Annotated in this window: 24 protein-coding genes; 15 read left to right on the forward strand and 9 right to left on the reverse strand. The window is 71.5% G+C overall.

Annotation, left to right across the window (positions count from 1 at the left end; translation table 11 throughout):
• The first annotated feature begins 543 nt into the window (after positions 1-543).
• Positions 544-1,389 (forward strand): sirohydrochlorin chelatase, encoded by an 846-nt coding sequence (locus KLI87_RS09830; protein WP_214616729.1) that lies wholly within the window; start codon positions 544-546, stop codon positions 1,387-1,389.
• Between the two features lie 106 nt (positions 1,390-1,495).
• Here the strand turns inward: KLI87_RS09830 and KLI87_RS09835 are convergent, their stop codons facing one another.
• Positions 1,496-2,401, reverse strand: coding sequence for an SDR family oxidoreductase (locus KLI87_RS09835; protein WP_214616730.1), 906 nt, complete (start codon positions 2,399-2,401; stop codon positions 1,496-1,498).
• Positions 2,402-2,652: 251 nt separating this feature from the next.
• Between KLI87_RS09835 and KLI87_RS09840 the strand changes: the two genes are divergently transcribed.
• Complete coding sequence (locus tag KLI87_RS09840; protein ID WP_156221931.1) at positions 2,653-3,726, forward strand: dihydrodipicolinate reductase; 1,074 nt, start codon at positions 2,653-2,655, stop codon at positions 3,724-3,726.
• Between the two features lie 52 nt (positions 3,727-3,778).
• Here the strand turns inward: KLI87_RS09840 and KLI87_RS09845 are convergent, their stop codons facing one another.
• Positions 3,779-4,447, reverse strand: coding sequence for a DedA family protein (locus KLI87_RS09845; protein ID WP_156221929.1), 669 nt, complete (start codon positions 4,445-4,447; stop codon positions 3,779-3,781).
• 159 nt (positions 4,448-4,606) lie between these two features.
• On the opposite strand from KLI87_RS09845, the gene KLI87_RS09850 reads away from it, so the two are divergent.
• The 6 genes from KLI87_RS09850 to KLI87_RS09875 all read left to right on the forward strand — a co-directional run bounded on the left by KLI87_RS09850 (position 4,607) and on the right by KLI87_RS09875 (position 12,279).
• Positions 4,607-5,527, forward strand: a complete 921-nt coding sequence (locus tag KLI87_RS09850; RefSeq protein ID WP_214616731.1) for a glutathione S-transferase family protein — start codon at positions 4,607-4,609, stop codon at positions 5,525-5,527.
• Between the two features lie 134 nt (positions 5,528-5,661).
• Entirely contained in the window at positions 5,662-6,333 is a 672-nt protein-coding gene (locus KLI87_RS09855; RefSeq protein ID WP_156221925.1) for an AIM24 family protein, read from the forward strand.
• 263 nt (positions 6,334-6,596) lie between these two features.
• On the forward strand, positions 6,597-10,313 hold the full coding sequence (locus tag KLI87_RS09860; RefSeq protein ID WP_214616732.1) for a multifunctional oxoglutarate decarboxylase/oxoglutarate dehydrogenase thiamine pyrophosphate-binding subunit/dihydrolipoyllysine-residue succinyltransferase subunit: 3,717 nt from the start codon (positions 6,597-6,599) through the stop codon (positions 10,311-10,313).
• Positions 10,314-10,431: 118 nt separating this feature from the next.
• Complete coding sequence (locus KLI87_RS09865; protein WP_214616733.1) at positions 10,432-10,623, forward strand: DUF6104 family protein; 192 nt, start codon at positions 10,432-10,434, stop codon at positions 10,621-10,623.
• Positions 10,624-10,733: 110 nt separating this feature from the next.
• A complete protein-coding gene (locus KLI87_RS09870) occupies positions 10,734-11,558 on the forward strand; it encodes a DUF4097 family beta strand repeat-containing protein (RefSeq protein WP_156221920.1) in 825 nt (274 codons plus the stop codon).
• A 1-nt stretch (position 11,559) separates the two neighbouring features.
• Complete coding sequence (locus KLI87_RS09875) at positions 11,560-12,279, forward strand: helix-turn-helix transcriptional regulator (RefSeq protein WP_214616734.1); 720 nt, start codon at positions 11,560-11,562, stop codon at positions 12,277-12,279.
• Positions 12,280-12,321: 42 nt separating this feature from the next.
• On the opposite strand, the gene KLI87_RS09880 is transcribed toward KLI87_RS09875, so the two are convergent.
• The 4 genes from KLI87_RS09880 to KLI87_RS09895 form a co-directional block, all read right to left on the reverse strand.
• On the reverse strand, positions 12,322-13,290 hold the full coding sequence (locus KLI87_RS09880) for a zinc-binding dehydrogenase (RefSeq protein WP_214616735.1): 969 nt from the start codon (positions 13,288-13,290) through the stop codon (positions 12,322-12,324).
• Between the two features lie 83 nt (positions 13,291-13,373).
• Positions 13,374-14,156 carry an amino acid ABC transporter ATP-binding protein gene (locus KLI87_RS09885; protein WP_281378241.1) on the reverse strand — a complete coding sequence of 261 codons (783 nt, stop codon included), beginning with the start codon at positions 14,154-14,156 and terminating at the stop codon, positions 13,374-13,376.
• Positions 14,153-15,139, reverse strand: a complete 987-nt coding sequence (locus tag KLI87_RS09890) for an amino acid ABC transporter permease (protein WP_214616736.1) — start codon at positions 15,137-15,139, stop codon at positions 14,153-14,155. The genes KLI87_RS09885 and KLI87_RS09890 overlap by 4 nt, the downstream gene beginning before the upstream one ends.
• 4 nt (positions 15,140-15,143) lie before the next feature.
• On the reverse strand, positions 15,144-16,052 hold the full coding sequence (locus KLI87_RS09895) for an ABC transporter substrate-binding protein (protein ID WP_214616737.1): 909 nt from the start codon (positions 16,050-16,052) through the stop codon (positions 15,144-15,146).
• A gap of 394 nt (positions 16,053-16,446) precedes the next feature.
• Between KLI87_RS09895 and KLI87_RS09900 the strand changes: the two genes are divergently transcribed.
• On the forward strand, positions 16,447-17,667 hold the full coding sequence (locus KLI87_RS09900) for an NADP-dependent malic enzyme (RefSeq protein WP_372492368.1): 1,221 nt from the start codon (positions 16,447-16,449) through the stop codon (positions 17,665-17,667).
• Positions 17,668-17,820: 153 nt separating this feature from the next.
• A complete protein-coding gene (locus KLI87_RS09905) occupies positions 17,821-18,390 on the forward strand; it encodes an ABATE domain-containing protein (protein ID WP_214616738.1) in 570 nt (189 codons plus the stop codon).
• On the opposite strand, the gene sodX is transcribed toward KLI87_RS09905, so the two are convergent.
• Positions 18,285-18,749 (reverse strand): nickel-type superoxide dismutase maturation protease, encoded by a 465-nt coding sequence (sodX, locus tag KLI87_RS09910; protein ID WP_308165929.1) that lies wholly within the window; start codon positions 18,747-18,749, stop codon positions 18,285-18,287. The two genes, KLI87_RS09905 and sodX, sit on opposite strands and share 106 nt — an antisense overlap.
• Positions 18,750-18,932: 183 nt before the next feature.
• On the opposite strand from sodX, the gene sodN reads away from it, so the two are divergent.
• Positions 18,933-19,334, forward strand: coding sequence for a superoxide dismutase, Ni (gene sodN / locus KLI87_RS09915; RefSeq protein WP_214616739.1), 402 nt, complete (start codon positions 18,933-18,935; stop codon positions 19,332-19,334).
• Positions 19,335-19,460: 126 nt separating this feature from the next.
• Complete coding sequence (locus tag KLI87_RS09920) at positions 19,461-20,876, forward strand: M1 family metallopeptidase (protein ID WP_214616740.1); 1,416 nt, start codon at positions 19,461-19,463, stop codon at positions 20,874-20,876.
• Between the two features lie 30 nt (positions 20,877-20,906).
• Here KLI87_RS09920 and KLI87_RS09925 read toward each other — a convergent pair whose 3' ends face one another.
• Positions 20,907-21,377: a GNAT family N-acetyltransferase gene (locus KLI87_RS09925; RefSeq protein WP_214616741.1), complete on the reverse strand. Its 471-nt coding sequence runs from the start codon at positions 21,375-21,377 to the stop codon at positions 20,907-20,909.
• Positions 21,378-22,113: 736 nt separating this feature from the next.
• Here KLI87_RS09925 and KLI87_RS09930 point away from each other — a divergent pair.
• Positions 22,114-22,542: an anti-sigma factor gene (locus tag KLI87_RS09930; RefSeq protein WP_214616742.1), complete on the forward strand. Its 429-nt coding sequence runs from the start codon at positions 22,114-22,116 to the stop codon at positions 22,540-22,542.
• On the forward strand, positions 22,539-23,351 hold the full coding sequence (locus KLI87_RS09935) for an RNA polymerase sigma factor SigF (protein WP_214616743.1): 813 nt from the start codon (positions 22,539-22,541) through the stop codon (positions 23,349-23,351). Before KLI87_RS09930 ends, KLI87_RS09935 begins: the two co-directional genes overlap by 4 nt.
• A 32-nt stretch (positions 23,352-23,383) precedes the next feature.
• On the opposite strand, the gene KLI87_RS09940 is transcribed toward KLI87_RS09935, so the two are convergent.
• Positions 23,384-23,851 carry a hypothetical protein gene (locus KLI87_RS09940; protein ID WP_214616744.1) on the reverse strand — a complete coding sequence of 156 codons (468 nt, stop codon included), beginning with the start codon at positions 23,849-23,851 and terminating at the stop codon, positions 23,384-23,386.
• Positions 23,852-23,940: 89 nt separating this feature from the next.
• On the opposite strand from KLI87_RS09940, the gene KLI87_RS09945 reads away from it, so the two are divergent.
• Positions 23,941-24,882 carry a diacylglycerol kinase family protein gene (locus KLI87_RS09945; RefSeq protein WP_214616745.1) on the forward strand — a complete coding sequence of 314 codons (942 nt, stop codon included), beginning with the start codon at positions 23,941-23,943 and terminating at the stop codon, positions 24,880-24,882.
• The last annotated feature ends 51 nt before the right edge of the window (positions 24,883-24,933 follow it).

Below are 24,933 nucleotides of genomic sequence, written 5' to 3' on the forward strand. Positions count from 1 at the left end.
TCCCTCATCCCCGTAGCCGGACGTCACCCCCGAGGCCGGACACCACCCCCGGAGCCTCCCGGAACCGGGCACCGTCCCCTGGCGGTCCCTCGGGCCGGCGCGCGGGGTGCTGCGATCATAAAGGCGCCCCTTGTCGGCACCGCAACCCCTTCGGTCCCATTCACGTGTATTGCCGCTATTGAGCGTTCGTGGGATGAACGCCGTACCACCGGAGGGACGCTCGCACCGGGCCGGCGGGGCGGTGTTCGGAATGAGATAACGGCAAATCCGAACAAGATAGTTCATTTCCCCCTGTCGCCGGGAGCGGAATGCGCCATACTCTGCTGCTTCGCTCAACGTTCGGCGGAGTCCCCGGAACGACCGCCGGCGACGACCGTCGGCACGGCCATCCAGCGAAGCGGGCGCGACGACACGGGAAGGAGATCGACGATCTATACAGGCAGTGACAGGGGCGGGAACGACGGCGCCCCGGACGCGCCACGAAGCAGGCCCGGCCAGGGCGGAAGGCCGACTCCCGGGCCCGGGGGCGTTACGATTCCCGCCGTGAGTCCCGAAAGCCAGGCATCCGAGGCACTCCCGTCGCGACGCCGCCGCACACCGCGCGGCGGGCGACATCGCGGCGACGAGTCCTTCCTGCTGCCCCCCGGATCCCCCACACTCGTCCTCGCCGTCCCCGGCGCCGCGCGGCGGGCCGGCACCGAGATCGCCGCGGAGCTGGCCCGGCTCGTCGAGATCGAGCACACCGGCCAGCCCGCCCACGTCGGCTACGTCGAAGGCGACGAGGCGGGCCTGCCCGCCGTGCTCGCCGGCCTGACCCAGGGCGACCCCGACGAGCCCGCCGCCGTCGTCGTCCCCATGTCCACCGGGCCCGACCCGGCGCTGGAGTCGGCCGTCCGCGCCGCCGTCGCCGCCGCGCCCGCGCCCGCGGTCGCCGCCGAGCCGCTCGGCCCGCACCCGCTCATCGCCGAGGCGCTGCACGACCGCCTCGCCGACGCCGGCCTCGCCCGCGCCGACCGGATCAGGATGATGACGATGGTGACCGGCGCGTCCGGCTTCGTCGTCGCCACCCCGGGCGGCCCCTCGGCCGTCCGGCAGGCCGAGGTCACCAGCGTCCTGCTGGCCTCCCGGCTCGCGGCGCCGGTCTTCACCGCCTCGCTCGGCGACGAGATGGCCGTCCGCGGCGCCGCCGACCAGCTCCGCGCGTCCGGCGCCGCCTCGGTGGCCCTCGCGCCCCACCTCATCGGCCTTGAGCCCGAGTGGGAGTACGTCGCGGCCGCGGCGGCCGCGATCGGCGCCGCCCACTCCGGCCCCCTCGGCGCGCACCCGGCGCTGGCCCGCCTCGCCGCCCTCCGCTACGTGGAGGCCCTGGCGACCGCGCTGGCCGGCTAGTCCCGCCGGTTCGGACCCCGGCCCGCGGGACGGGCGGCGTGGACCGGTCCGCCCCCGTCCCGCCCGGCCGGCGGGCCGCTCGGGCTCCCCTCCGGTCAGCCGCCGGTCAACCGCCGGTCAGCTGCCGGATCAGCGGCCCCATCTGCTCGCCCATGCTCCGGTGGGCGGTGCTGGGCTCGGCCGCGTTGATCGCGGCCCAGTTGTCGCGGACGTCCTCGGCCGACAGCGTGCCCGCCTGGGCGTAGCCGGGGCCCTCCGCCACGAAGACCTTCGCGACCCGTCCGCCGCCGACCGTGTAGACCTCGCCGGTCTCGGCGTTGTCCTCGTGGACGAGGTAGGCGACCAGCGGCGCGACCTGCTCGGCGCCGAGCCGGTCCGCGAACTCGGCGGGCAGCAGGTCCTCGGTCATCCGCGTCCAGGCGATCGGCGCGATCGCGTTGACCCTGATCCCGTACTTGGCGCCCTCCTGCGCGAGGGTCCTGGTGAACCCGACGAGGCCCATCTTGGCCGCCGCGTAGTTGGCCTGGCCGAAGTTGCCGAACAGGCCCGCCGGGGACGAGGTGTTGACGACCCGGCCGTAGCCCCGCTCGCGCAGGTGCGGCCACGCGGCGCTGGTGACCAGGAACGATCCGCGCAGGTGGACGGCGATGACCGCGTCGAACTCCGCCGCCGTCATGTTCTTGAACGAGCGGTCGCGCAGGATGCCCGCGTTGTTGACGACGATGTCGACCCGTCCGAAGGCGTCCAGCGCGGTCTGGACGATCGCCCCCGCGCCCTCGGGCGTCGCGACGTCGCCGGGGTCGGCGACGGCCTCGCCGCCGGCCGCGGTGACCTCGTCCGCGACCGCCTGCGCGGGCCCGGCGGACGCGCCCGCGCCGGACCGGTCGCCGCCGAGGTCGTTGACGACCACCCGGGCGCCGCGCGCGGCCAACTCCAGCGCGTGCCCGCGGCCGAGGCCCTGCCCCGCCCCCGTCACGACCGCGACCCGGCCGTCGAAGCGCAGTTCCGCCATCCCTGTCTCCTCACGCTCGCCCATCACCGCCACCCCGGTCGCACCGCCGGAAGCGGTGCGACCGGGGGGCACCAGCTAACCGAATCCGGCTCGGCCGCGCACCCCGCGCACGTGCGGGCGGCATCCCCGGCGCACGCTGCGGCTTCCCAGAAAGTTGCGACGATTGCCGCATTTCGCCGTCCTTTCCGCGTAGTCTCCACACCCATCGCGGTACCCCGCCGCCGCGACGGAGCACCGGAGGTCATTCCTCGATGAGTTCCGCCGACGCACGCCCCCGCCCGCTCCGCGTGGTGCAGTGGGCGACCGGAGCGCTCGGATGCCGGGTGCTGCGGGGGGTGCTGGACCATCACCGCCTGGAGCTGGCCGGGGTCTGGGTGCACAGCCCCGCCAAGGAGGGCGTGGACGCCGGGGTGCTCGCCGGGCGCGAGGCCACCGGGATCACCGCGACCCGCGAGCTGGCCGACATCCTCGACCTGGACGCCGACTGCGTCGTCTACGCGCCGGGCCCCACCGGGGACCCCTACGCCGACCTCGACACGGTGTGCGCGCTGCTGTCCTCCGGCAAGAACGTCATCTCGATGAACGGGCTCGTCTACCCGGCGGCGCACGGGCCGTTCCTGGTGAACGAGCTGGAGCAGGCGTGCAAGCGCGGCCGGACGTCGCTGCACGGCTGCGGGATCAACCGGGGCTTCATGGCGGACGTCCTGCCGCTGATGCTGTCGCGGATGTCGTGCGGGATCTCCCACGTGTACGCGCGCGAGTGCAACGACCTCGCCCGGCACCCGTCCTGGCCGATGGTCCACCACATGATCGGGTTCGGCCGGGACGAGGAGTCCTACCTGCGCGCGCTCCGGCCCGCCCGCACCGCGATGCGGTCGCTGTACTCCGAGAGCCTGCACCTGATGGCGGCCGGGCTGCACATCGACCTCGACGAGATCGACGTCGACGTGGACCACCGCCTCGCGGGCGCCGACCTGCGCGTCGCGTCCGGGCTGATCCCGCGCGGCACGGTCGCGGCGGCCCGCTGGACGTTCAACGGCATCGCGGCGGGGCGCCCCGTGCTCACGATCGAGGCGATCCACAAGGCGGACGCCGCGCGGCAGCCGCTCTGGGGACCGCCCGGTTACGCGGTGCGGGTGCACGGGCTGCCGTCGGTCACACTGACGACCGGCGACGACTGGATCACCGACCCGCTGTCGGCGGCCGCGTGCCACGCGCTCAACGCGATCCCGGTGGTGTGCGCCGCCCCGCCCGGCATCCGCACCTTCCTGGACTTACCGCACGTCGGCGGCCGGATGCGCCTCGACCCCTCGGGCGGCTTCTAGCCCGCCGGCCTCCCACCCGCCGGCCTTCCGCCCGCGCGGGCCTCAGCGGGCCTCAGGGGTGGGTCTGCTCCAGGGTGTGCTCCGACTCCTCCGCCTCGACCTCGGCCTCCTCGTGGGCCTCCCGGCGGTGCTTGCGGACGCTCCACACCACGATCGCGACGACGGCGGCGACCGCGAGCCCGATCGCCAGGCCGCGCCCGGCGAGCTTGGCGGCGTGGTCGAACGCCTCGCCCGCGAAGTAGCCGCCGAGCGTGAACGTCAGCACCCAGGTGACGCCGCCGATGAAGTTGAACAGCAGGAACTTCGGATACGGCAGCCGCGAGCTGCCGACCAGCGCGGGCATCAGCGCCCGCAGCAGCGCCGTGAACCGGCCGATGAACACCGCGAACGCGCCCCGGCGGCGGATCAGGTCCTGCGCCTTGGCGACCTTGGCGCGGTGCTTGCTCATCGCCCTGGTCTCCAGCAGCCGCGGCCCGAACTTGCGGCCGATCTCATAGCCCACCGAGTCGCCCGCGACGGCGGCGACCACCGCGACGACCAGCAGCACCGGCAGCGAGAGCTTGTCCTGGCTGGCGAGGACGCCGCCGACCACGATCGCGGTCTCGCCCGGGAAGACGAACCCGAAGAACAGGGCCGCCTCGGCGAACACCAGGCCCGCGATGAGCAGGAGCACCAGCCACGGGGGAAGCCCGTCGGCCAGAGCGTTGAAGTTCTCGAGCATGTGCTCCCCTGCCACCTGCTGGTTCCAGCCGCTCCGCGACCAGTCCGACTAGTTCGACAAAGCTACTGACGGTTATCGTAGCCGTGGGGTTCCCGGGCGCGGATCCCCCGCGGGGACGACCGTCCGGGGCCGTGACGTCGACCTGGGGAGGAGCCCGTCATGACCGCGCAGGAGGTCGAGGGCGGACGGTTCGTCCGGCAGCGCAACCGCTTCACCGAAACGATCACGGCGGACGGCGGGAGCGGGTACCCCGCCGAACCCGGCCGCTACCGGCTCTTCGTTTCCTACGCCTGCCCGTGGGCGCACCGGACGCTGATCGTCCGGCGGCTCCTCGGCCTGGAGGAGGTCATCGGCGTCGGCGTCGTCGACCCGATCCGCGACGAGCGGGGCTGGCGGTTCCCCGACCACGACCCCGTCACCGGGACGGTGTTCCTGTCCGAGCTGTACCTGTCGTCCGACCCCGGGTTCACGGGCCGGTACACGGTCCCCTGCGTCTGGGACACCGAGACGGGCCGTCTCGTCACCAACGACTTCCCCGACATCACCACGATGCTGGAGACCGAGTTCACCGCCTTCCACCGGCCCGGCGCGCCCGACCTGTACCCGGTGGAGCTGCGCCCGGAGATCGACGAGCTGAACGACCTCGTCTACCGGACCGTCAACAACGGCGTCTACCGGGCCGGTTTCGCCACCGCGCAGGACGCCTACGAGGAGGCGTTCGACGCGCTGTTCGCCACCCTCGACGGCCTTGAGGAGCGCCTGGCCGGCCGCCGGTACCTGCTCGGGGACGCCGTCACCGAGGCCGACGTCCGCCTCTACCCGACGCTCGCCCGCTTCGACGCCGTCTACTACTCGCACTTCAAGTGCAACCTGCGCCGCCTCGCCGACTACCCGAACCTGTGGGGCTACGCCCGCGACCTGTACTCGATCCCCGCGTTCGGCGAGACGACGGACTTCGACCACATCAAGCGCCACTACTACGTGACGCACCCCACAATCAACCCGACCCGCATCGTCCCCAAGGGCCCCCTCCTCGACTGGACGGCGCCGCACGGCCGCGAACGGCTCGCCTCCGGCTGACCGGCTCGGCCGGCCACGTCCGCCGCGGTCGGGGCGCCACCTGCCGGGAAAGTTCATGACCTGGCGCATCCCGTCGTTATGCTGACGGATCTCCAGATAGATCCCCACGACAGGACACGAGAGGCCAGCCGACCATGCGCAGCCAGTTCTTCGGCAACATCGACCAGGGCCAGCAGTTGCCCGGCCACTTCGCACTCCAGAACTCCAAGATGCTCCGGGTGCACCTGAACGGCGACGTCCTCGCCCGGCAGGGCTCCATGGTCGCCTTCCAGGGCCAGATGGAGTTCGACTACGAGGGCGCCGGCGGCATCGGCAAGTTCATGAAGAAGGCGCTGACCGGCGAGGGCGTGCCCCTCATGCGCGTCAAGGGCCAGGGGCTGCTGTTCGTCGCCAACGACGCCGACGACATCCACCTGTTCTACCTGGAGAACGAGGGGATCACGGTCAACGGCAAGAACATCCTCGCCTACGACTCCCACCTCCAGTCCGACATCCAGCGCGTCCAGGGCGCGGGCATCGCCGCCGGCGGCCTGTTCAACACCACCCTCCAGGGCACCGGCTGGGTCGCGCTCACGACCCACGGCACCCCGGTCATGCTGGACTGCGGCCGCGCCCCGACCTTCGCCGACGGCCAGTCCGCCGTGGCGTGGAGCACCAGCCTCCAGGTCGGCGTGAACCGCACGTTCAAGGCGTCCGCCCTGATCGGGCGCGGCAGCGGCGAGGCGATGCAGCTGGCCTACCAGGGCCAGGGCTTCGTGCTCATCCAGGCCAGCGAGGGCCCGACCGTCGCGCCGCACACGCACTGATCCTCCGTCTGATCCTCCGTCGGGGCCACCCCCGGCGGTCCCCTCGGCGCACGGCACGGGCCCCCTCGCACCCGTCGCCGGCATACCCCGCGCCGTGGGGGACGCGGCGCGCCGCACACGCCCGTCCGTTCACCGCGCGGCCCCCGGTGAACGGCCACGGGAGGTGGGCGGCACCCCGGGTGGACACCGCGAGGTGCAAGTGCGAGTAGCCTTATTGGGTCTTATAACTCACCTGCGAGCTGCGGAAGAGGGCGATCTCCGCCGTGTCGACAGAGTCGTCGCAAACTAGTGCCGACCCCAAGAACACAGACTTCGGTGCCAACGAGTGGCTGGTCGACGAGCTGTACCAGAAGTACCTCGAGGATCCGAACTCGGTTGACGAGGCCTGGTGGAACTTCTTCGCGGACTACCAGCCGGACACCCGGCCCGCGTCCGCGACCACCCCGGCCACCGATGGAGCGGCCCCCCGGGCCGCGAACGGCACAGCGGCCGCTCCGCCGACATCCAAGCAGCCGGTAGCCAAGCCCGCCTCGCCGCCGGCGCCGGCGGCCAAGCCCCAGGCCGAGGCCCAGGCCAAGGCGGCCCCCAAGGCCGCGCCGCCGCCGGTTCCCGCGGGCGCCGAGGAGGTCAGGCTGCGCGGCGTCGCCGCGCGGACGGCCGCCAACATGGAGTCCAGCCTCGGGGTGCCCACCGCGACGAGCGTCCGCGCCGTCCCGGCGAAGCTGCTGATCGACAACCGCATCGTCATCAACAACCACCTCAAGCGCGGCCGCGGCGGCAAGGTCTCCTTCACCCACCTGATCGGGTACGCGATCGTCAAGGCGCTCGCGGCGATGCCGGAGATGAACGCCGCCTTCACCGAGGTGGACGGCAAGCCGGTGCTGATCCGGCCCGAGCACGTCAACTTCGGCCTGGCGATCGACCTGCAGAAGCCCGACGGCCAGCGCCAGCTGGTGGTGCCGAGCGTGAAGGCCGCCGAGACGCTGGACTTCCGCCAGTTCTGGGCCGCCTACGAGGAGATCGTCCGCAAGGCGCGCGGCAACAAGCTGACGCTGGACGACTTCCAGGGCACGACGATCAGCCTGACCAACCCCGGGACGATCGGCACGGTGCACTCCGTCCCGCGGCTGATGCCGGGCCAGGGCACGATCATCGGCGTGGGCGCGATGGAGTACCCGGCCGAGTTCGCGGGCGCCTCCAGCGACACGCTGTCGCGCATGGGGATCAGCAAGGTCATGACGCTGACCTCCACCTACGACCACCGGATCATCCAGGGCGCGCAGTCCGGCGACTTCCTGCGCCGCATCCACCAGCTCCTCCTCGGCGAGGACGGCTTCTACGACGAGATCTTCGAGGCGCTGCGCATCCCGTACGAGCCGGTGCGCTGGGTCAAGGACATCTCCGCCTCCCACGAGGAGGACGTCGCCAAGGTCGCCCGCGTCCACGAGCTGATCCACGCCTACCGGGTCCGGGGCCACCTGATGGCCGACACCGACCCGCTGGAGTACAAGCAGCGCCGCCACCCCGACCTCGACATCCTCAAGCACGGCCTCACCCTGTGGGACCTGGAGCGCGAGTTCGCGACCGGCGGGTTCGGCGGCAAGCCGACGATGAAGCTGCGCGACATCCTCGGCGTGCTGCGGATGGCCTACTGCCGCACGGTCGGCATCGAGTACATGCACATCCAGGACCCGGAGGAGCGCGCCTGGATCCAGGAGCGCGTCGAGGTCCCGCACGACAAGCCCTCGCGCGAGGAGCAGCTGCACGTCCTGCGGCGGCTGAACAGCGCCGAGGCGTTCGAGACGTTCCTGCAGACCAAGTTCGTCGGGCAGAAGCGGTTCTCGCTGGAGGGCGGCGAGTCCGTCATCCCGCTGCTGGACTCGGTGATCTCCGCGGCGGCGGGCGCCAGCCTCGACGAGGTCGTCATCGGCATGGCGCACCGCGGGCGGCTGAACGTCCTGGCGAACATCGTCGGCAAGTCCTACGGGCAGATCTTCGGGGAGTTCGAGGGCAACCTCGACCCGCGCAGCGCCCAGGGCTCGGGCGATGTGAAGTACCACCTCGGCGCGTCCGGCGACTTCGTCGCCGCCGACGGCTCCAAGATCCACACCGAGCTGGTCGCGAACCCCTCCCACCTGGAGACGGTCGACCCGGTGCTGGAGGGCGTCGTCCGCGCCAAGCAGGACCTCCTGGACGTCGGCGAGGCCGGGTTCAGCGTGCTGCCCGTGCTGATCCACGGCGACGCCGCGTTCGCCGGGCAGGGCGTGGTCGCCGAGACGCTCAACCTGTCGCAGCTGCGCGGCTACCGCACCGGCGGCACCGTGCACGTGGTGATCAACAACCAGGTCGGCTTCACCACCGCGCCCGAGTACTCGCGCTCCAGCGTCTACTCCACCGACGTCGCGCGGATGATCCAGGCGCCGATCTTCCACGTCAACGGCGACGACCCGGAGGCGTGCGCGCGGGTCGCGCGGCTGGCCTTCGAGTACCGGCAGACGTTCAAGAAGGACGTCGTCATCGACATGGTCTGCTACCGGCGGCGGGGCCACAACGAGACCGACAACCCCTCGTTCACCCAGCCGCTGATGTACGACCTGATCGACGCCAAGCGGTCGGTGCGCAAGCTCTACACCGAGGCGCTGATCGGCCGCGGCGACATCACGGTCGAGGAGGCCGAGCAGGCGCTGCGCGACTACCAGGAGCAGCTGGAGCGGGCGTTCATCGAGACCCGCGAGGCCGTGAAGAAGCCGCTGGAGCCGGGCTCGGTCGTCAAGCCCGACGTCGAGGAGCGCATCCCGATCGACCACGGCAGGGCCGGGTCGGCGATCACGCAGGAGACCGTCAAGCGGATCATCGAGTCCCAGGTCAGCCTGCCGGAGGGCTTCAACGTCCACCCGCGCCTCCAGCCGATCCTGCAGCGCCGCGCCCAGATGATCGAGGACGACGCGATCGACTGGGCGACCGGCGAGCTGCTCGCGCTGGGCTCGCTGCTGATCGACGGCCACCCCGTGCGGCTCGTCGGCCAGGACACCCGGCGCGGGACGTTCGGCCAGCGGCACTCGGTGCTGTTCGACCGCAAGACCGGCGAGGAGTACGCGCCGCTCAAGCAGTTCGGCCAGGGCGTGTCGAAGTTCTACGTGCACGACTCGCTGCTGAGCGAGTACGCGGCGATGGGCTTCGAGTACGGCTACTCCATGACCCGTCCCGACGCGCTGGTCGCGTGGGAGGCGCAGTTCGGCGACTTCGCCAACGGCGCCCAGTCGATCATGGACGAGTACATCTCCTCGGGCGAGCAGAAGTGGGGCCAGCACTCCAGCGTCGTGCTGCTGCTGCCGCACGGCTACGAGGGGCAGGGGCCCGACCACTCCTCCGCGCGGATCGAGCGCTACCTGCAGCTGTGCGCGCAGGACAACATGACCGTGGTCTACCCGACCACCCCGGCGAACTACTTCCACCTGCTGCGCTGGCAGGTGCTGTCGGGGCGGGGCAAGCCGCTGATCGTATTCACGCCGAAGTACCTGCTGCGGCTGAAGGCGGCGACCTCGACGGTCGCGCAGATCACCGGCGGCGCGTTCCAGCCGGTCATCCCCGACGAGAACCCGGCGGTCGAGGCGGCGGGCGTGCGGCGGGTGCTGCTCACCACCGGCAAGATCTACTACGACGTGGTGAAGGCCAGGGACGCGGCGGGCGCCAACGACACCGCGGTGATCCGGGTCGAGCGGCTCTACCCGCCGCCGGTCGACGAGATCCGCGCCGAGCTGGCGAAGTACCCGGCGCACACCGAGGTGGTGTGGGTGCAGGACGAGCCCGCGAACATGGGCGCGTGGCCGTTCATGGCGCTGAAGCTGCCGCACCACATCGAGGGCCTGCGGCTGTCGCGGGTGTCGCGTCCGGCGTCCTCGTCCCCGGCGGTCGGCTCGGCGAAGCTGCACCAGGCCGAGCAGGAGGCCCTGCTGACCCGGTTGTTCGGCGAGAAGTAGGCACGCGGGAAGGACCGGGGGCTCCGGCGCGGCACGCCCGCGCCGGGGCCCTCGGCGTACGGGGGCCTCGGTGCGAGGCCCGGGAACGGCCCCGGAGGGGGCCTGGAGAGAGAACGCCATGTACTTCACCGATCGGGGGATCGAGGAGCTCACCGACCGCCGGGGGGCCGAGGAGGTCAGCCTGACCTGGCTCGCCGAGCGGCTCCGCGAGTTCGTCGACCTCAACCCCGAGTTCGAGACGCCGGTGGACCGGCTGGCGACCTGGCTGGCCCGCCTCGACGACGAGGACGAGGACGAGGACGGGGATTAGGGCGGCGAGGGCCGACGCCCGCCCGGCGGCGGAGACACGATACATCTTGACTTCCGAGGAACGCGACATATCGTGTCTACTGGCAGGGCGTCTGACGAAGGGCTACCGCGATGTCGCGCTGGACGATCGACGAACCGACCACCCTCGGCTTCGACGGGGTGGTGGCGCTGCGGACGACGCTGATCGCCGGAAGCGTGTCGGTGCTCGCCTCCGACGAGCGGCCCTCGGTCATCGTCGGCGAGGTGGCGGGCCCGCCGCTGCTGGTCGGGCACGAGGCGGGGATGCTCACGATCACGCACGAGCGGATCTGGGAGGGCGTGCTGTCGTGGCTGCGCACCCAGCGGGTGCACGCCTCGATCACCGTCACGGTCCCGCGCGACTGCCCCGTCTCCCTCACGCTGGTGTCGGCGGACGCGCTGATCACGGGCGTGGCGGCCCGCACGTCGATCAAGAGCGCCTCCGGCGGGGTGACGCTGGACGGGGTGCGCGGCGCGGTCGACGCGAACACCGTGTCCGGAGCGATCGAGGCGCAGGGGCTGGACGGTACGGTGTCGTTCACCTCGGTGTCCGGTGACCTGTCGCTGGCGGGCGGGTCGGTCGAGCGCCTCGCCGCCCGCACGGTCAGCGGCCGCGTCGCCGCCGACATGGACCTCGTCGGCGCGAGCCGGGTCGAGGTCAACACGGTCTCCGGCGAGGTCGCGCTGCGCGTCCCGGAGTCCGCCGGCGCCGAGGTCGCGCTGACCTCGGCCACCGGCCGCATCGAGACCTCGTTCGCCGGGCTCGGCGAGCGGGAGCGGGCCGTCATGCGCGGCGTCGCCGGCACCATCGGCGACGGCGCGGGACGGCTCACGGTCAACACGGTGTCGGGCCCCGTCACCCTCCTCGGCCGGGAGGACGACGAGCCGGAGATCGCCGAACCCCGAATGGAGAAGTGACGTGAGCCCCGTATTCGGCCACGGTCGCCTGCGGCTGTACCTGCTGAAGCTGCTGGAGGAGAGCCCGCGGCACGGCTACGAGGTGATCCGGCTGCTCCAGGACCGCTTCCTCGGGGTGTACTCGCCCTCGCCCGGAACGATCTACCCGAGGCTGGCCCGGCTGGAGTCCGAGGGCCTGGTCACCCACGAGGTGGTCAAGGGCAAGAAGGTGTACTCGCTGACCGACAAGGGCCGCGACGAGCTCGAACGGCGGATGGACGAGCTGGCCGAGCTGGAGGAGGAGATCACCGCCTCGGCGCAGGAGTTCGCGCGCGGCGTCCAGCAGGACGTCCGGCAGACGGTCCGGTCGCTGCGCGAGGAGCTGACCCAGGCGGCGCGCGACATGCGCGACCAGGGCAAGACCACCTCCAAGGACGCTTGGAAGGAGTCGACCGAGCGCCAGAAGGACGAGTGGAGGCGGCAGAGGGAGCACTGGCGCGAGCAGAGGCAGGCGTGGAAGGAGGAGTGGCGGCAGAACTGGGAGGACGCCTGGCGGACGGCGACCGGCACCAGCGAGGACGTCGCGCGCCTCAAGCTGGAGCGCCTGCTCCGCAAGTTCGTCGAGGACGTCCGCAAGGGCGCCAAGAGGTCCGGTCTGGACGAGGACGGCCTCGCCGCCTGCCAGCGGCTCCTGGAGGAGACCCGCGAGCGGATGCGGAACGAGGTCTTCCGCGACCGCTGACGCCCGCGGGCCGTGCCGCCGGCCCGCGGGCGCGGGCCGTACTCAGGTCGTGAAAACGATCTTGCCGAAGAGGTCGCCCTCCGCCATCGCGGCGAAGCCCTCCCGGGCCCGGTCGAGCGGCAGCGCCCGGTCGATCGGCGGGCGGACGCCCGACTTGACCAGGAAGCCCGCCAGCCGCTCCAGCTGCCCCCGGGTCCCCATCGTGGAGCCGACCACCTGGAGCTGGAGGAAGAACACCCGGTTCAGGTCGGCGGGCGGCACCGCGCCGCTGGTGGCGCCCGACACCACGACCCGTCCGCCGGGGCGCAGCGCCTTCAGCGAGTGCGACCAGGTCGCCTGGCCGACCGTCTCGATCACCGCGTCCACGCGCTCGGGCAGCCGCGCGCCGGACTCCAGCGCCGCGTCCGCGCCGAGTTCCAGCGCCCGCGCGCGCTTGGCCTCGCTGCGGCTGGTCGCGTAGACGCGCAGGCCCGCCGCCGACGCCAGCGCGATCGCGGCCGTGGCGACGCCGCCGCCCGCGCCCTGGACCAGCACGGACCCGCCCGGCTCCACCCCGGCCTTGTCGAACAGCATCCGGTAGGCGGTGAGCCACGCCGTGGGCAGGCAGGCCGCCTCCTCGAACGACAGCTCCGCGGGCTTGCGGACGAGGTTGCGGCGCGGCACCGCCACCTTCTCCGCGAGCGTGCCCGGGTGCGACTCCGACAGCAGCGACCGCTTCGGGTCGAGGGTCTCGTCCCCGCCGCCCCGGTCGGGGTCGCCGACCACCGCGTGCACGATGACCTCGTTGCCGTCCTCGTCCACCCCGGACGCGTCGCATCCGAGGATCATCGGGAGCCGCTCGGCGGGCAGCCCGACGCCCCGCAGCGACCAGAGGTCGTGGTGGTTGAGCGCGGCGGCCTTCACCGTGACGGTCGTCCAGCCGTCCGGTACCTCGGGGTCGGGCCGCTCGCCGAGCGTCAGCCCGTTCAGTGGATCGTCTGCGTCGATGCGCGTGGCTGTGACAGCGAACATGCACGGCACACTAACCCGCCGCGCGCACGCCGGACGGCCCGCCCCCGCTCCGGGCGGAGAGGGCGGGCCGTCCGCCGTCCGGGTCAGAGGACCCTGGAGAGGAAGTCCTGCGTGCGGCGGTTGCGGGGGTTGGAGATGACCTCCTCGGGCGTGCCCTTCTCCACCACGACACCTCCGTCCAGGAAGACGAGGGTGTCGCCGACCTCCCGCGCGAACCCGATCTCGTGCGTCACGACGATCATGGTCATGCCGTCCAGCGCGAGCTGCTTCATGACCTCCAGGACCTCGCCGACCAGCTCGGGGTCCAGTGCGGAGGTCGGCTCGTCGAACAGCATCAGCTTGGGTTCCATCGCGAGCGCGCGGGCGATCGCGACCCGCTGCTGCTGGCCGCCCGAGAGCTGCGAGGGGTAGCTGTCGGTCTTGTCGGAGAGCCCGACCCGCTCCAGCAGCGCCGCGCCGCGCTCGCGCGCCTCGGCCTTGCTCCTGCGCCGGACGTGGACCGGCGCCTCGCACACGTTCTCCATCGCGGTCATGTGCGGGAACAGGTTGAAGCGCTGGAACACCATGCCGATCTCGCGGCGCTGCTCGGAGACCTCGCGGTCGCGCAGCTCGTAGAGCCGGTCGCCCTTCTGCCGGTAGCCCATCAGGTGGCCGTTCACCCACAGCCGCCCGGCGTCGATCTTCTCCAGGTGGTTGACGCACCGCAGGAACGTCGACTTGCCCGACCCGGAGGGGCCGAGCACGCACATCACCTCGCCGGGCGCGACCTCCAGGTCGATGCCCTTGAGCACCTCCAGCCGGCCGAAGTGCTTGTGCACCGCCTCGGCCTTGACCATCAGGCCCTCCGCGCCGTCCGGCCCGCTCATGCCCCTCCTCCGCCGCTGCCGAAGCCGAGCGCGCGCAGCCCGGCGCGCCTGTTCTCGGGAATCCCGCTGCCGCGGGCGAAGTACCGCTCCAGGTAGTACTGCGCGACCAGCAGGAAGCTGGACAGGAGCAGATACCACATGCAGGCCGCCACCAGCATCGGGAAGACGTTGAACGACTTGTCGCCGACCGCCTTGAGCTGGAAGAACAGCTCGTTGTTGACGGGGACGAAGGCCACCAGCGCGGTGTCCTTGAGCATCGCGATCGTCTCGTTGCCGGTCGGCGGCACGATCACCCGCATGGCCTGCGGCAGGACGATCCGCCGCATCGCCAGCATCCGGGACATGCCGAGCGCGCCGGCCGCCTCGTTCTGCCCGGGGTCCACCGACAGCATGCCGGCCCGGACGATCTCGGCCATGTAGGCGCCCTCCGACAGCGCGAGCGCGAGGAGGCCGGCCATGAACCCGGTCAGGATCGTGTTGGCGTCGACGGTGAACAGGGTGGCGTCCATGTCCACGCCGAGCGCGTCGCCGAGCTGGCCCGCGAACGGGACGCCGCCGACGTGGTACTTGGCGTACAGGATCCCCATGTTGCCGAACATGACCGCGAGGACCAGCCGGGGCACGGCGCGGAAGAACCACGTGTAGACCCACGCGACCCCGCTGAGGACGGGGTTGCCCGACAGCCGCATGACCGCCAGCACGATGCCCAGCAGCACGCCGATGATCATCGAGAGCACCGTCAGCAGGACGGTGGTCCGCACGCCCTCGATGACGTTCGGGCGGAAGGCGTTGTCGATGATGAACGACCACTGGAACTGCTTGTTCGTGACCAGCATGTGCACGAACATCGCGGCCAGGACCGCGAGCACGGCCACCGCGATCCAGCGCCCGGGGTGCCGGACGGGCACGGCCTTGATGGCCTCGGGCCGCGCCCCGTCCGGCTTCACGAGGTCGGGCGCCTCGGGCTTCTCTTCGTCCGACATGCGGTCAGGAGACCTTCGGGTTCACGGCCGGGTCGGTGATCGCGCCCTTGCCGACCTTCCACTTGTCCAGGACGCGCTGGTAGGTCCCGTCGGTGATGATCGCCTTGTAGGCGCCCGCGATCGCCTGGGCGAACTGCGTCTGGCCCTTCTTCAGCGCGACGCCGTAGGGCGCCTGCCCGTAGGGGTCGCCGAGCAGTTCGAGCTGGCCCCTGGACTTGTCGACGGCGTCGACGAAGACCGGGTAGTCGGCGGTGCCCGCGTCGTCCTTGCCGGAGGCGACCGCGGCGGTCGCGGTGCTCTGGTCCTGGAACTGGTCGATCTTGATCTCGGGCTTGCCCGCGGCCTTGCAGTCCTTCGACCGCTTCTGGAGGTCGGGGACCTCGACGGTGCCGGTCTGCACCGCCACCTTCTTCCCGCACGGGTTCTCCACCTGGATGCCCAGCGGGTTGCCCTTCTTCACCACCCACTGGATGGGCGCGTTGAAGTAGCTCACCATCTCGGTGTCCTTGAGCCGCTCCGGGTTGATCGTGAGCGAGGAGATCCCCGCCTCGTACTTCCCGGACTTCACGCCGGTGATCACTCCCGTGAACGGCGTGGTGTTCCACTGGGTCTTCAGCCCGAGCTTGGCGGCGGCCGCGTCGAACAGGTCGACGTCGAAGCCGACCACCTTGTTGTTGTCGAGGAACTCGGCGGGGGCGTAGGTGGTGTCGGAGCCGATTTTGATGACCCCGTCGGCCTTGATCTCGGCCGGGACCAAAGCCGCGAGCTTGCTGTCCGGGCCGCCCTTCGGCGTGATCGACGCCGTCGGCTCGGTGGACTCCTTCTTCTCGCCGCACGCCGACAGCGCGAGGGCGCCCGTCAGCACGAGCGCGGACGCGGCGACGGCGCGGCGGCGCAGAGAACCGGTGGTCACGGGTCCCCCTCCAGTGGTGATTCCCCCGGATCCGGACGGGCCCGGGGGGCAGGTGCACATTTTTGCGTACAACATCCCTGATCTGGATAAAGGCTCCGAAACAATCACGCAACGACGAAGCCTGCCCGTACGTCACTCCCGTCCCTGCCCACTCACAGCGCCCGCGCAACTACTTCAAGCGACCATCGCGCCCCGACCTCGCAACGGCCGGGGCACGCGCTCCGGGTGACCTCCGCCACCGCGCATTCCCCGGAGAAGGCGGAGGGGGATATGACACAATCGGGCAACGGGTGACCCCCGTGCGTCGCGAGATGTCCACCAGGTGACCGGCCACCAGTCCGCCACCACCGCGGCGGCATCGCCCGAAAGCCAACATTCACAGACAGGGGTCGCTGTGGCTGCTGAGGCCATTCCCACGCAGAAAAATCACACGCGGAACCATTCCACCCAGGAACGAAATCTTGACGATGATCCGGCCTTCCCGCTGCACCGCGGCGGGAAGCTGGAGATGCGCTCGACCATACCCGTCCGCAACGCCGACGACCTCTCGCTCGCCTACACGCCGGGCGTCGCCCGGGTGTGCACGGCGATCGCCGACAACCCGGAACTGGCCTACGACTACACCTGGACCTCCAGGGTCGTCGCGGTCGTGACCGACGGCACCGCCGTGCTCGGGCTCGGCGACATCGGCCCGGCCGCCTCCATGCCGGTGATGGAGGGCAAGTCCCTGCTGTTCAAGGAGTTCGCCGGGCTCGACTCGGTGCCGATCGCGCTGAACTGCACGGACGTCGAGGAGATCGTCGACACCGTGGCCGCGATGGCGCCGAGCTTCGGCGGCATCAACCTGGAGGACATCAGCGCCCCCCGGTGCTTCGAGATCGAGGACCGGCTGCGCGCCGCCCTCGACATCCCGGTCTTCCACGACGACCAGCACGGCACCGCGATCGTGGCGCTCGCCGCGCTGACCAACGCGGCCCGGCTCGTCGGCAAGCCGCTCTCGGAGCTGCGCGCGGTCGTGGCCGGGGCGGGCGCGTCCGGCATCGCGGTGTCGCGGATCCTGGTCGAGGCCGGTATCGGCGACCTCGCGCTGTCGGACAGCAAGGGCCTGGTCTACCAGGGGCGGGACGGGCTGAACCCCGCCAAGGAGAAGATCGCCGCGATCACCAACAAGGCGGGGCTGACCGGCTCCACCGAGGAGGCGCTGCGCGGCGCCGACGTGTTCGTCGGGCTGTCGGGCAGCACCGTCCAGGAGTCGTGCGTCGCGACGATGGCGGAGGACGCGATCGTGTTCGCGCTGTCCAACCCGACGCCCGAGGTGCCGCCGGAGGTGGCGCGGCGGCACGCCAGGGTCGTGGCGACCGGCCGCAGCGACTTCCCGAACCAGATCAACAACGTGCTGGCCTTCCCCGGCATCTTCCGGGGCGCGCTGGACGTGCGGGCGCACTCGATCACCGAGGGCATGAAGCTGGCCGCCGCGACCGCGCTCGCCGGCATCGTCGGCGACGACCTGACGGCCGACTACGTGATCCCCGGCCCGTTCGACGCGCGGGTCGCCCCCGCCGTGGCGGACGCCGTCGCCGCCCAGGCCCGCGCGGAGGGGGTCAACCGGGTCTGATCCGCAGGACCAATTCCGCTGTCCTTTTCCGGACTGCCCGCGTCCCACCTGGGGCGCGGGTAGTCCGGCCTAAAAGTGACGGTGTAATTCTCACCACGGGGGAATGAATCCTGGGGATTCGACGATCAGGTTTGACCCCCGTCGGGAGCGAATGTGGACCTCGCCTCTTACGCGGACCTGGCGGTCGATCTCGTGAACACGTGCCGCCCCCACCGGGACGAGCTGCGTGATCTCGAAGGGCTGCGCGCCCTGCTGCTGCGCCGGCCGTACCTCGCGGGTCGGACGGCGCGCCGCGATCTGGACGCCATGCGCGAACTGCGCGCCGAACTGCGCGCCGTCTTCGTCTCCGCCGCGCGCGGCGACGAACTGGACGCGATCGAGCGCCTCAACACCCTGCTCATCCGCTACCCCGTGCATCCGATCGTGACCCGGCACGACGGCCAGGGCTGGCACCTGCACCTCAACGAGGACGGCTCGGTCCCCGACCGGTGCGCCGCCCGCGCCGCGATGGGCCTGGCCGCCCGGATCAGCTCGCGGGGCATCGACGCGCTCGGCGTGTGCCGCGCCGAGGGCTGCGAACGCGCCTACCTCACCCCCGCGACGGAGCGGGCGCCGCGCTACCGCTGCGAGCGCTGCGCGGGACGGCCGGGCATGCCCGCGGGCTGCCCGCCGAGCGTGCCGCTGGTGTCGATCCGCCGTCGGGCGCGGGACGGCGGCCAGTAGCGGGCGACGACGCGTCCGACGACCAGCGTGTCGGGGACGGCGCCGAAGTCCCAGCTGTCGCTGCGGCCTGGGGCGCGCTGGTTGTCGCTCTCCAGCCACCATCCGGTGTCCGCGCGGTACGCCGCCCGTTTCACCACGAGCAGGCCGGGACGCTCCGGATGCCGGGCGACGACGACGTCGCCGGCGGCGACGCGCCCCCCGACGCGCACGAGGAGCCAGTCGCCGGGCCGCAGCGCGGGCAGCATCGAGTCGCCCTCCACGGCGACCGCGCGCAGCCTCCCGCGCCCCCGGAGCAGCACGAACGGCACCGCGCCCAGCAGCGCCCAGAGCGCGGCGGAACGGCGCGTGAGGATCGGCACGGCTCCCCTCCCGTCCGCATACTCCGGCACTCTCCGGTGATGACGCTACCGGAAGGGTTCCGGACGGCTCCGGCGTCCGGGTCCTAGGCCGAATTACCGAGCGCCCTGCCCGGACGGGCTCTGGGCCGCGAGGGTAATGTCGGTGACCTGAGCATGATCCGAAACGAGGGAAGGGAATCGCAGGTGTTGCTCAAGCTTCTGCGCCCGAAGACCACGGTCTCCGCGCACTGCGACCTGCCGTGCGGCGTCTACGACCCGGCGCAGGCCAGGATCGAGGCCGAGTCGGTCAAGGCGATCGCCGAGAAGTACGCGGCCAACGAGGACCCGGAGTTCCGCGCCCGCGCGATCCTGATCAAGGAGCAGCGGTCGCAGCTGGTCAAGGAGCACCTGTGGGTGCTGTGGACCGACTACTTCAAGCCGCCGCACTTCGAGAAGTACCCGCAGCTCCACCAGCTGTTCAACGAGGCGACCAAGCTCGCCGGCGCGTCCGGCACCAAGGGGAGCATGGACGTCAAGGCGGCCGAGGAGCTGCTGGGCAAGATCGCGGAGATCGACAAGATCTTCTGGGAGACCAAGCAGGCGTGACGCGGTTCGCGTCGGGTCGTGGGGGCCGTCCGTTTCGGACGGCCCCCACGGCATATTCGGGATAAGACTGACATTTCACGACACGGCGTGATCTTCTATGGCGCACAGTCAGAGAGAGGACGAATCATGCCCATCAGACCCGTCCGATCGACGGTGGTGGTCACGCTCGCCATCGCCTGCCTCGTGGCGCCCACGACCCCCGCCACCGCCGCGTCCCACGGTCACCGCTTCACCCCCGGCGCCCCCGGAGCGGGCGACCCGTACTTCCCCCAGGAGGGGAACGGCGGGTACGACGTCGCCCACTACGACCTGTCGCTCGACTACACCCCCGCCTCCAACGCGCTGGTCGCGACCGCGCGCATCAAGGCCCGCGCGACCCAGGACCTGTCGCGCCTCGACCTCGACCTGAAGCAGCTCACCGTCAGCAGCGTGCAGGTGGACGGCAGGGACGCGCGGTTCACCCGTAAGGGCCAGGAACTCGTCGTCACCCCGCGCGCGGGCCTGCGGAAGGGCACCCGCTTCACGGTCACCGTCGCCTACGCGGGCACGCCGAAGTCGGTGAGGCGCCCCGACCTCGGCGAGTTCGGCTGGATCAGGACCCCCGACGGCGCGTACGTCGTGAGCGAGCCCGACGGCGCGTCCACCTGGTTCCCCAGCAACGACCACCCGACCGACAAGGCGACCTACACCTACCGCGTGACGGTCCCGAAGGGCACGCAGGTGCTGTCCAACGGCGAGCCCGGCGGCGAGTGGACGCGCGGCGGCAGGTCCACGTTCGTGTGGAACGAGCGCTCCCCCATGGCGAGCTACCTCGCGATGCTGGCCATCGGCAAGTTCACCGTGCGGAAGGGCCGCACCGAGGGCGGCATCCCGGTCATCACCGCCGTCGCGCCGAACCGCGCGGACGAGCTGAAGACGATCCACGAGGGCACGATCAAGGCGATCGACTGGGAGGAGAAGGTCCTCGGCCGCTACCCCTTCGCCTCGACCGGCGGCATCCGGGTCGGCGTGGACGTGGCGTTCTCGCTGGAGACGCAGAGCCGCCCGATCTACGGCTACCGGCCCGACACCCCGACGATCGTCCACGAGCTGGCCCACCAGTGGTTCGGCGACAGCGTCAGCGTCCGGCGGTGGAAGGACATCTGGCTGAACGAGGGCTTCGCGACCTACGCCGAGTGGCTGTGGGACGAGCAGCATGGCGGCCCGTCCGCGAAGCAGACTTTCGACAACCTCTACGGCAAGACCGAGGACTGGCCGTACTACAACGAGCTCTGGCGCGACCGCGAGGCGGGCGACCCCGGCACGGACGAGCTGTTCACCCTCACCCCCTACTGGCGCGGCGGCATGACGCTCCAGGCGCTGCGCGACCGCGTCGGCGACCGGGCCTTCTTCGCCCTCCTGAAGGCGTGGACGAGCGCGCACCGCGACGGCAACGTGACGACCGAGCAGTTCATCGACCTCGCCGAGCGGATCTCCCACAAGCGGTTGGACGGCCTGTTCGACGCCTGGCTCTACACCAAGGACAAGCCCACCACGTGGTGACACGCGCGAGGCCCGTCCCCGGGGCGGGCCTCAGGCGCGGGCGAGCTTGGCGAGCGCGTCCCCGGTGAGCCGGTACACGCTCCACTCGTCCTGCGGACGGGCGCCGAGCGACTCGTAGAAGCCGATGGCGGGGGTGTTCCACTTCAGCACGGCCCACTCGACCCGCGCGTACCCGTTCTCGTCGGCGACGCGCGCCAGCTCGGTGAGCAGCGCCTTCCCGTACCCGTGCCCCCGGACGCCGGGATCGACGTAGAGGTCCTCCAGGTAGATCCCGTGGACGCCCTCCCACGTCGAGAAGGTGAGGAACCACAGGGCGAACCCGACGACCCGCCCGTCATGCTCGGCGACGTGCGCGAACACGCGCGGCTCGTCCCCGAAGAGGCCGGCCCGCAACTGCTCCTCGGTGACCTTCACCTCATGCAGGGACCGCTCGTACTCCGCCAGGTCGCGGATCAGCCGCCGGATCGCGGGAACGTCATCGGCCGTCGCAGTTCGAATCACACGTTCCAGACTATTGGAGCAGCCCGGATGGCCGGGACGCCCGAAGGGCGCGCCCCCGGACGGGGGACATCCGGGGGCGCGCGAGGAGCGGCTCCGCCGTGGACGGAAGGGACGGGCCGCTGGCCGGAGCGTCCTAAACGATCACACCAACACAGACGAACCACCCCCACCAAAACGTGACATCCCCAGCCCCACCGCCGGTCACCGCAGCGGCCGGGCGAGCCAAGGCGTACCAGGGGCAGACAGCACCACGCGCCGACCCGTGGCAACCCCGCCTTCCACCCACCGGAAAGGTTGCGATCGCGTCCGAAGGCAGGCACGAGCGAAGCGAGGGCCTGATCGCGGAGCGAGCCGCTAGGCGAGTTCGGAGCGATGCCAGCGATCGCCGCGATGCCCGCCGAAGGAGGCGCCCCAGCGCCGACGCCAAGGGCAACGCAATGAACACCGCGAGGGCCTGATCGCGGAGCGAGCCGCAAGCCGAGTTCGGAGCGATGCCAGCGATCGCCGCGATACCCGCCGAAGGAGGCGCCCCAGCGCCGACGCCAAGGGCAACGCAATGAACACCGCGTTCGAAGCGATGCCGGCGATCGCCGCAGGGGCCGCCGGAGGAAGGCGTCCAGCGCCTGACGCCCAGGTCCCTGCAATAAAGACCTCAAACACGCGGACGCGGAGTCTCGCAGCACGGCCGGAAGGCGGTAGTTTCGGAAGCAGCAGGACCATCCTGCGAGGGAGTGACGTGACCGAGGAAACCGCTGCAATGCCCGCCAGTACACAGTTGTCCGTCCGCGATGTGGTGACGGTGAAGCTGCCCGCCGCGAGTGCCTACCTCTCGGTTCTGAGAACCGCGACGGCCGGTCTCGCGGCCAGGCTCGACTTCACGCTGGACGAGATCGAGGACCTGCGCATCGCGGTCGATGAGGCCTGTGCGATGTTGCTCGCGCAGGCCGTCCCCGGAACCGACCTGACCTGCGAGTTCGAGCTGACCGGCGATGCGGTGCGCATCTCGGTGGCGGTGCTGACGGTGGACGGCCAGGAACCGAGCCGCGACACCTTCGCCTGGACGGTCCTGTCGTCGCTGGCGGGCGAGGTCGACGCCCAGGTCGGCTCCGACGACCGGGTCACCGTGACGCTGCAGAAGCGCCGGGGTGCGGCGGGGGCCCCGTGACGGAGAAGACGACCATCGCGGGCTCCGGCAACGAGCGGTCCGAGAGCGCGGTCCCCGACCGCGCGCGGGCCCGCGCGTTGTTCGAGCGTCTGGCGGAGTTGCCGGAGGGCGACCCGGAGCGGCAGCGGATCCGTGACCAGCTCGTCGAGCTGCACCTTCCGCTGGTGGAGTATCTGGCCCGCCGCTTCCGCAACCGGGGCGAGTGGCTGGACGACCTGATCCAGGTCGCGACGATCGGGCTGATCAAGTCGATCGACCGGTTCGATCTCGGGCGCGGGGTGGAGTTCTCGACCTACGCGACGCCGACGATCGTCGGCGAGATCAAGCGGCACTTCCGCGACAAGGGCTGGGCGGTCCGCGTCCCGCGGCGGCTCCAGGAGCTGAAGCTGTCGCTGACGAAGGCGATCAGCGACCTGGCGCAGCGGGAGGGGCGTGCCCCGACCGTCAGCGAGCTGGCGGCGCACCTGCAGATGAGCGAGGAGGAGGTGCTGGAGGGCCTGGAGTCGGCGAACGCCTACTCCACGGTGTCCCTCGACGCCCCCGACTCCGGCGACGAGGACGCCCCCGCGGTCGCGGACTCGCTCGGCATGGTGGACGAGTCGCTGGAGGGCGTGGAGTACCGCGAGTCCCTCAAGCCGCTGCTGGAGAAGCTGCCCGCCCGCGAGAAGAAGATCCTGCTGCTGCGGTTCTTCGGCAACATGACGCAGTCGCAGATCGCGGCGGAGCTGGGGATCTCGCAGATGCACGTGTCGCGGCTGCTGGCCCGGACGCTCGCCCAGCTGCGGGAGGGCCTGACGGCCGACGAGTGACCAGTGGCCGGGGGCGGCGGCCGGACCGAGGATCAGCGGCCGGTACGCGGCGACCGGCCACCGGAACGCGGGGCGGCGTCCGCGCCGTCCGCGTCCTCCTCCTCGTCCGGGCCCTGCTCCTGCGGGTCCTCGACGAGCCAGGCGGTGCTCGGCGGGCTGAGCACCATGATCAGCGCGAGGACGGCGGCGGCGCCCATCGGGATCGCGATCTCGGGGCGCTCGCTCTGCCACAGCGACCACGCGACGGGCAGCGCGAACAGCTGGGTGAGCACCGTGGGGGCGCGGCTCCACTGGTCGGCGCGCAGCAGCCCGCGGGCGCAGCCGAGCATGGCGACGCCGCCGACGAGGGCGAGCACGGTGACCCCGACCGCGCTGACGGGGTCGACGGCGGAGCCGGCCACCGTCTCGATGCCGGTGAACACCCCGAAACCGACGGCGGCGAGGCCCTCCGCGGCCTCCAGGGCGGCGGCTGCCTGCACGGTGAACGGACGCTTCGTCACAACCTGAAACCCTACTCGCCCCCTCCCGGCGGCACGTCCCGGGACCGCCACGTGGAAAAGCGCGTCGGAACGGTCGATACGCTGGCGCCGTGCGCGCCATGCTGATCGCCAACCCCAAGGCGACCTCGACCTCCCGGCGGGCCCGCGACCTCCTCGTGCGGGCCTTCTCCGGGGACCTCGACCTCGTCATCGCCGACACGGCCCACCGCGGCCACGCGACGGAGATCGCGCGGCGGGCCGCGCTGGAGGGCTATGACGCGGTCATCGCGCTCGGCGGGGACGGGACCGTGAACGAGGCGGTGAACGGGCTGCTCGCGGAGGGCCCCTCGCCCGACCTCCCGGCGCTGGCCGTCCTGCCGATCGGCAGCGCCAACGTGTTCGCCCGCGCGCTGGGGCTTCCAGGCGACCCGATCGGCGCGACCCGGGTCGTCCTGGACGCGCTGCGCGCGGGCCGGTACCGCACGGTCGGGCTCGGGACGGCCTGCCACCCCGGCGGGACCGAGCGCTACTTCACCTTCTGCGGCGGCGTCGGGTTCGACGCGGAGGTCGTCCGGGAGGTGGAGCGGCGGCGCGGCGCGGGAGCGAAGGCCGACCCGTCGCTCTATGTGCGGACCGCCATCCGCCATTTCTTCTCCGGGACCGATCGGCGGCGTCCCGCCCTAACGATGGAAGTGCCGGGGCGCCCAACGAAATCGGGGGTCTTCATGGCGTTCATCTCCAATACCGCGCCGTGGACTTTCATGGGCCCGGTGCCGGTGAATCCGAGCCCCAAGGCGAACTTCTCGCGCGGCCTCGACGTGTTCGCGACGCGCACGCTGGACGCGGCGCCGACGCTGGCCGCGCTGGCCCGGATGATGACCCCCCGCACCCGTCCCGTCCAGGGACGTCACGTGGTGAACGTGCACGACGCGGCGGAGATCACACTGCGCGCGGAGCGGCCCGTGGCCTTTCAGCTCGACGGCGACTACCTTGGCGAGCAGGAGCTCATCACCTTCCGATCGGTACCGAAGGCCATCCGCATCGTCATATGAGGCCGTCCGGCCCATCTGTTAACGACAAAGCAACAGGGCCGACCCACCGAT

The sequence above is a fragment of the Actinomadura sp. NEAU-AAG7 genome, assembly GCF_018603865.1.
GTDB classification, from domain to species: domain Bacteria; phylum Actinomycetota; class Actinomycetes; order Streptosporangiales; family Streptosporangiaceae; genus Spirillospora; species Spirillospora litoris.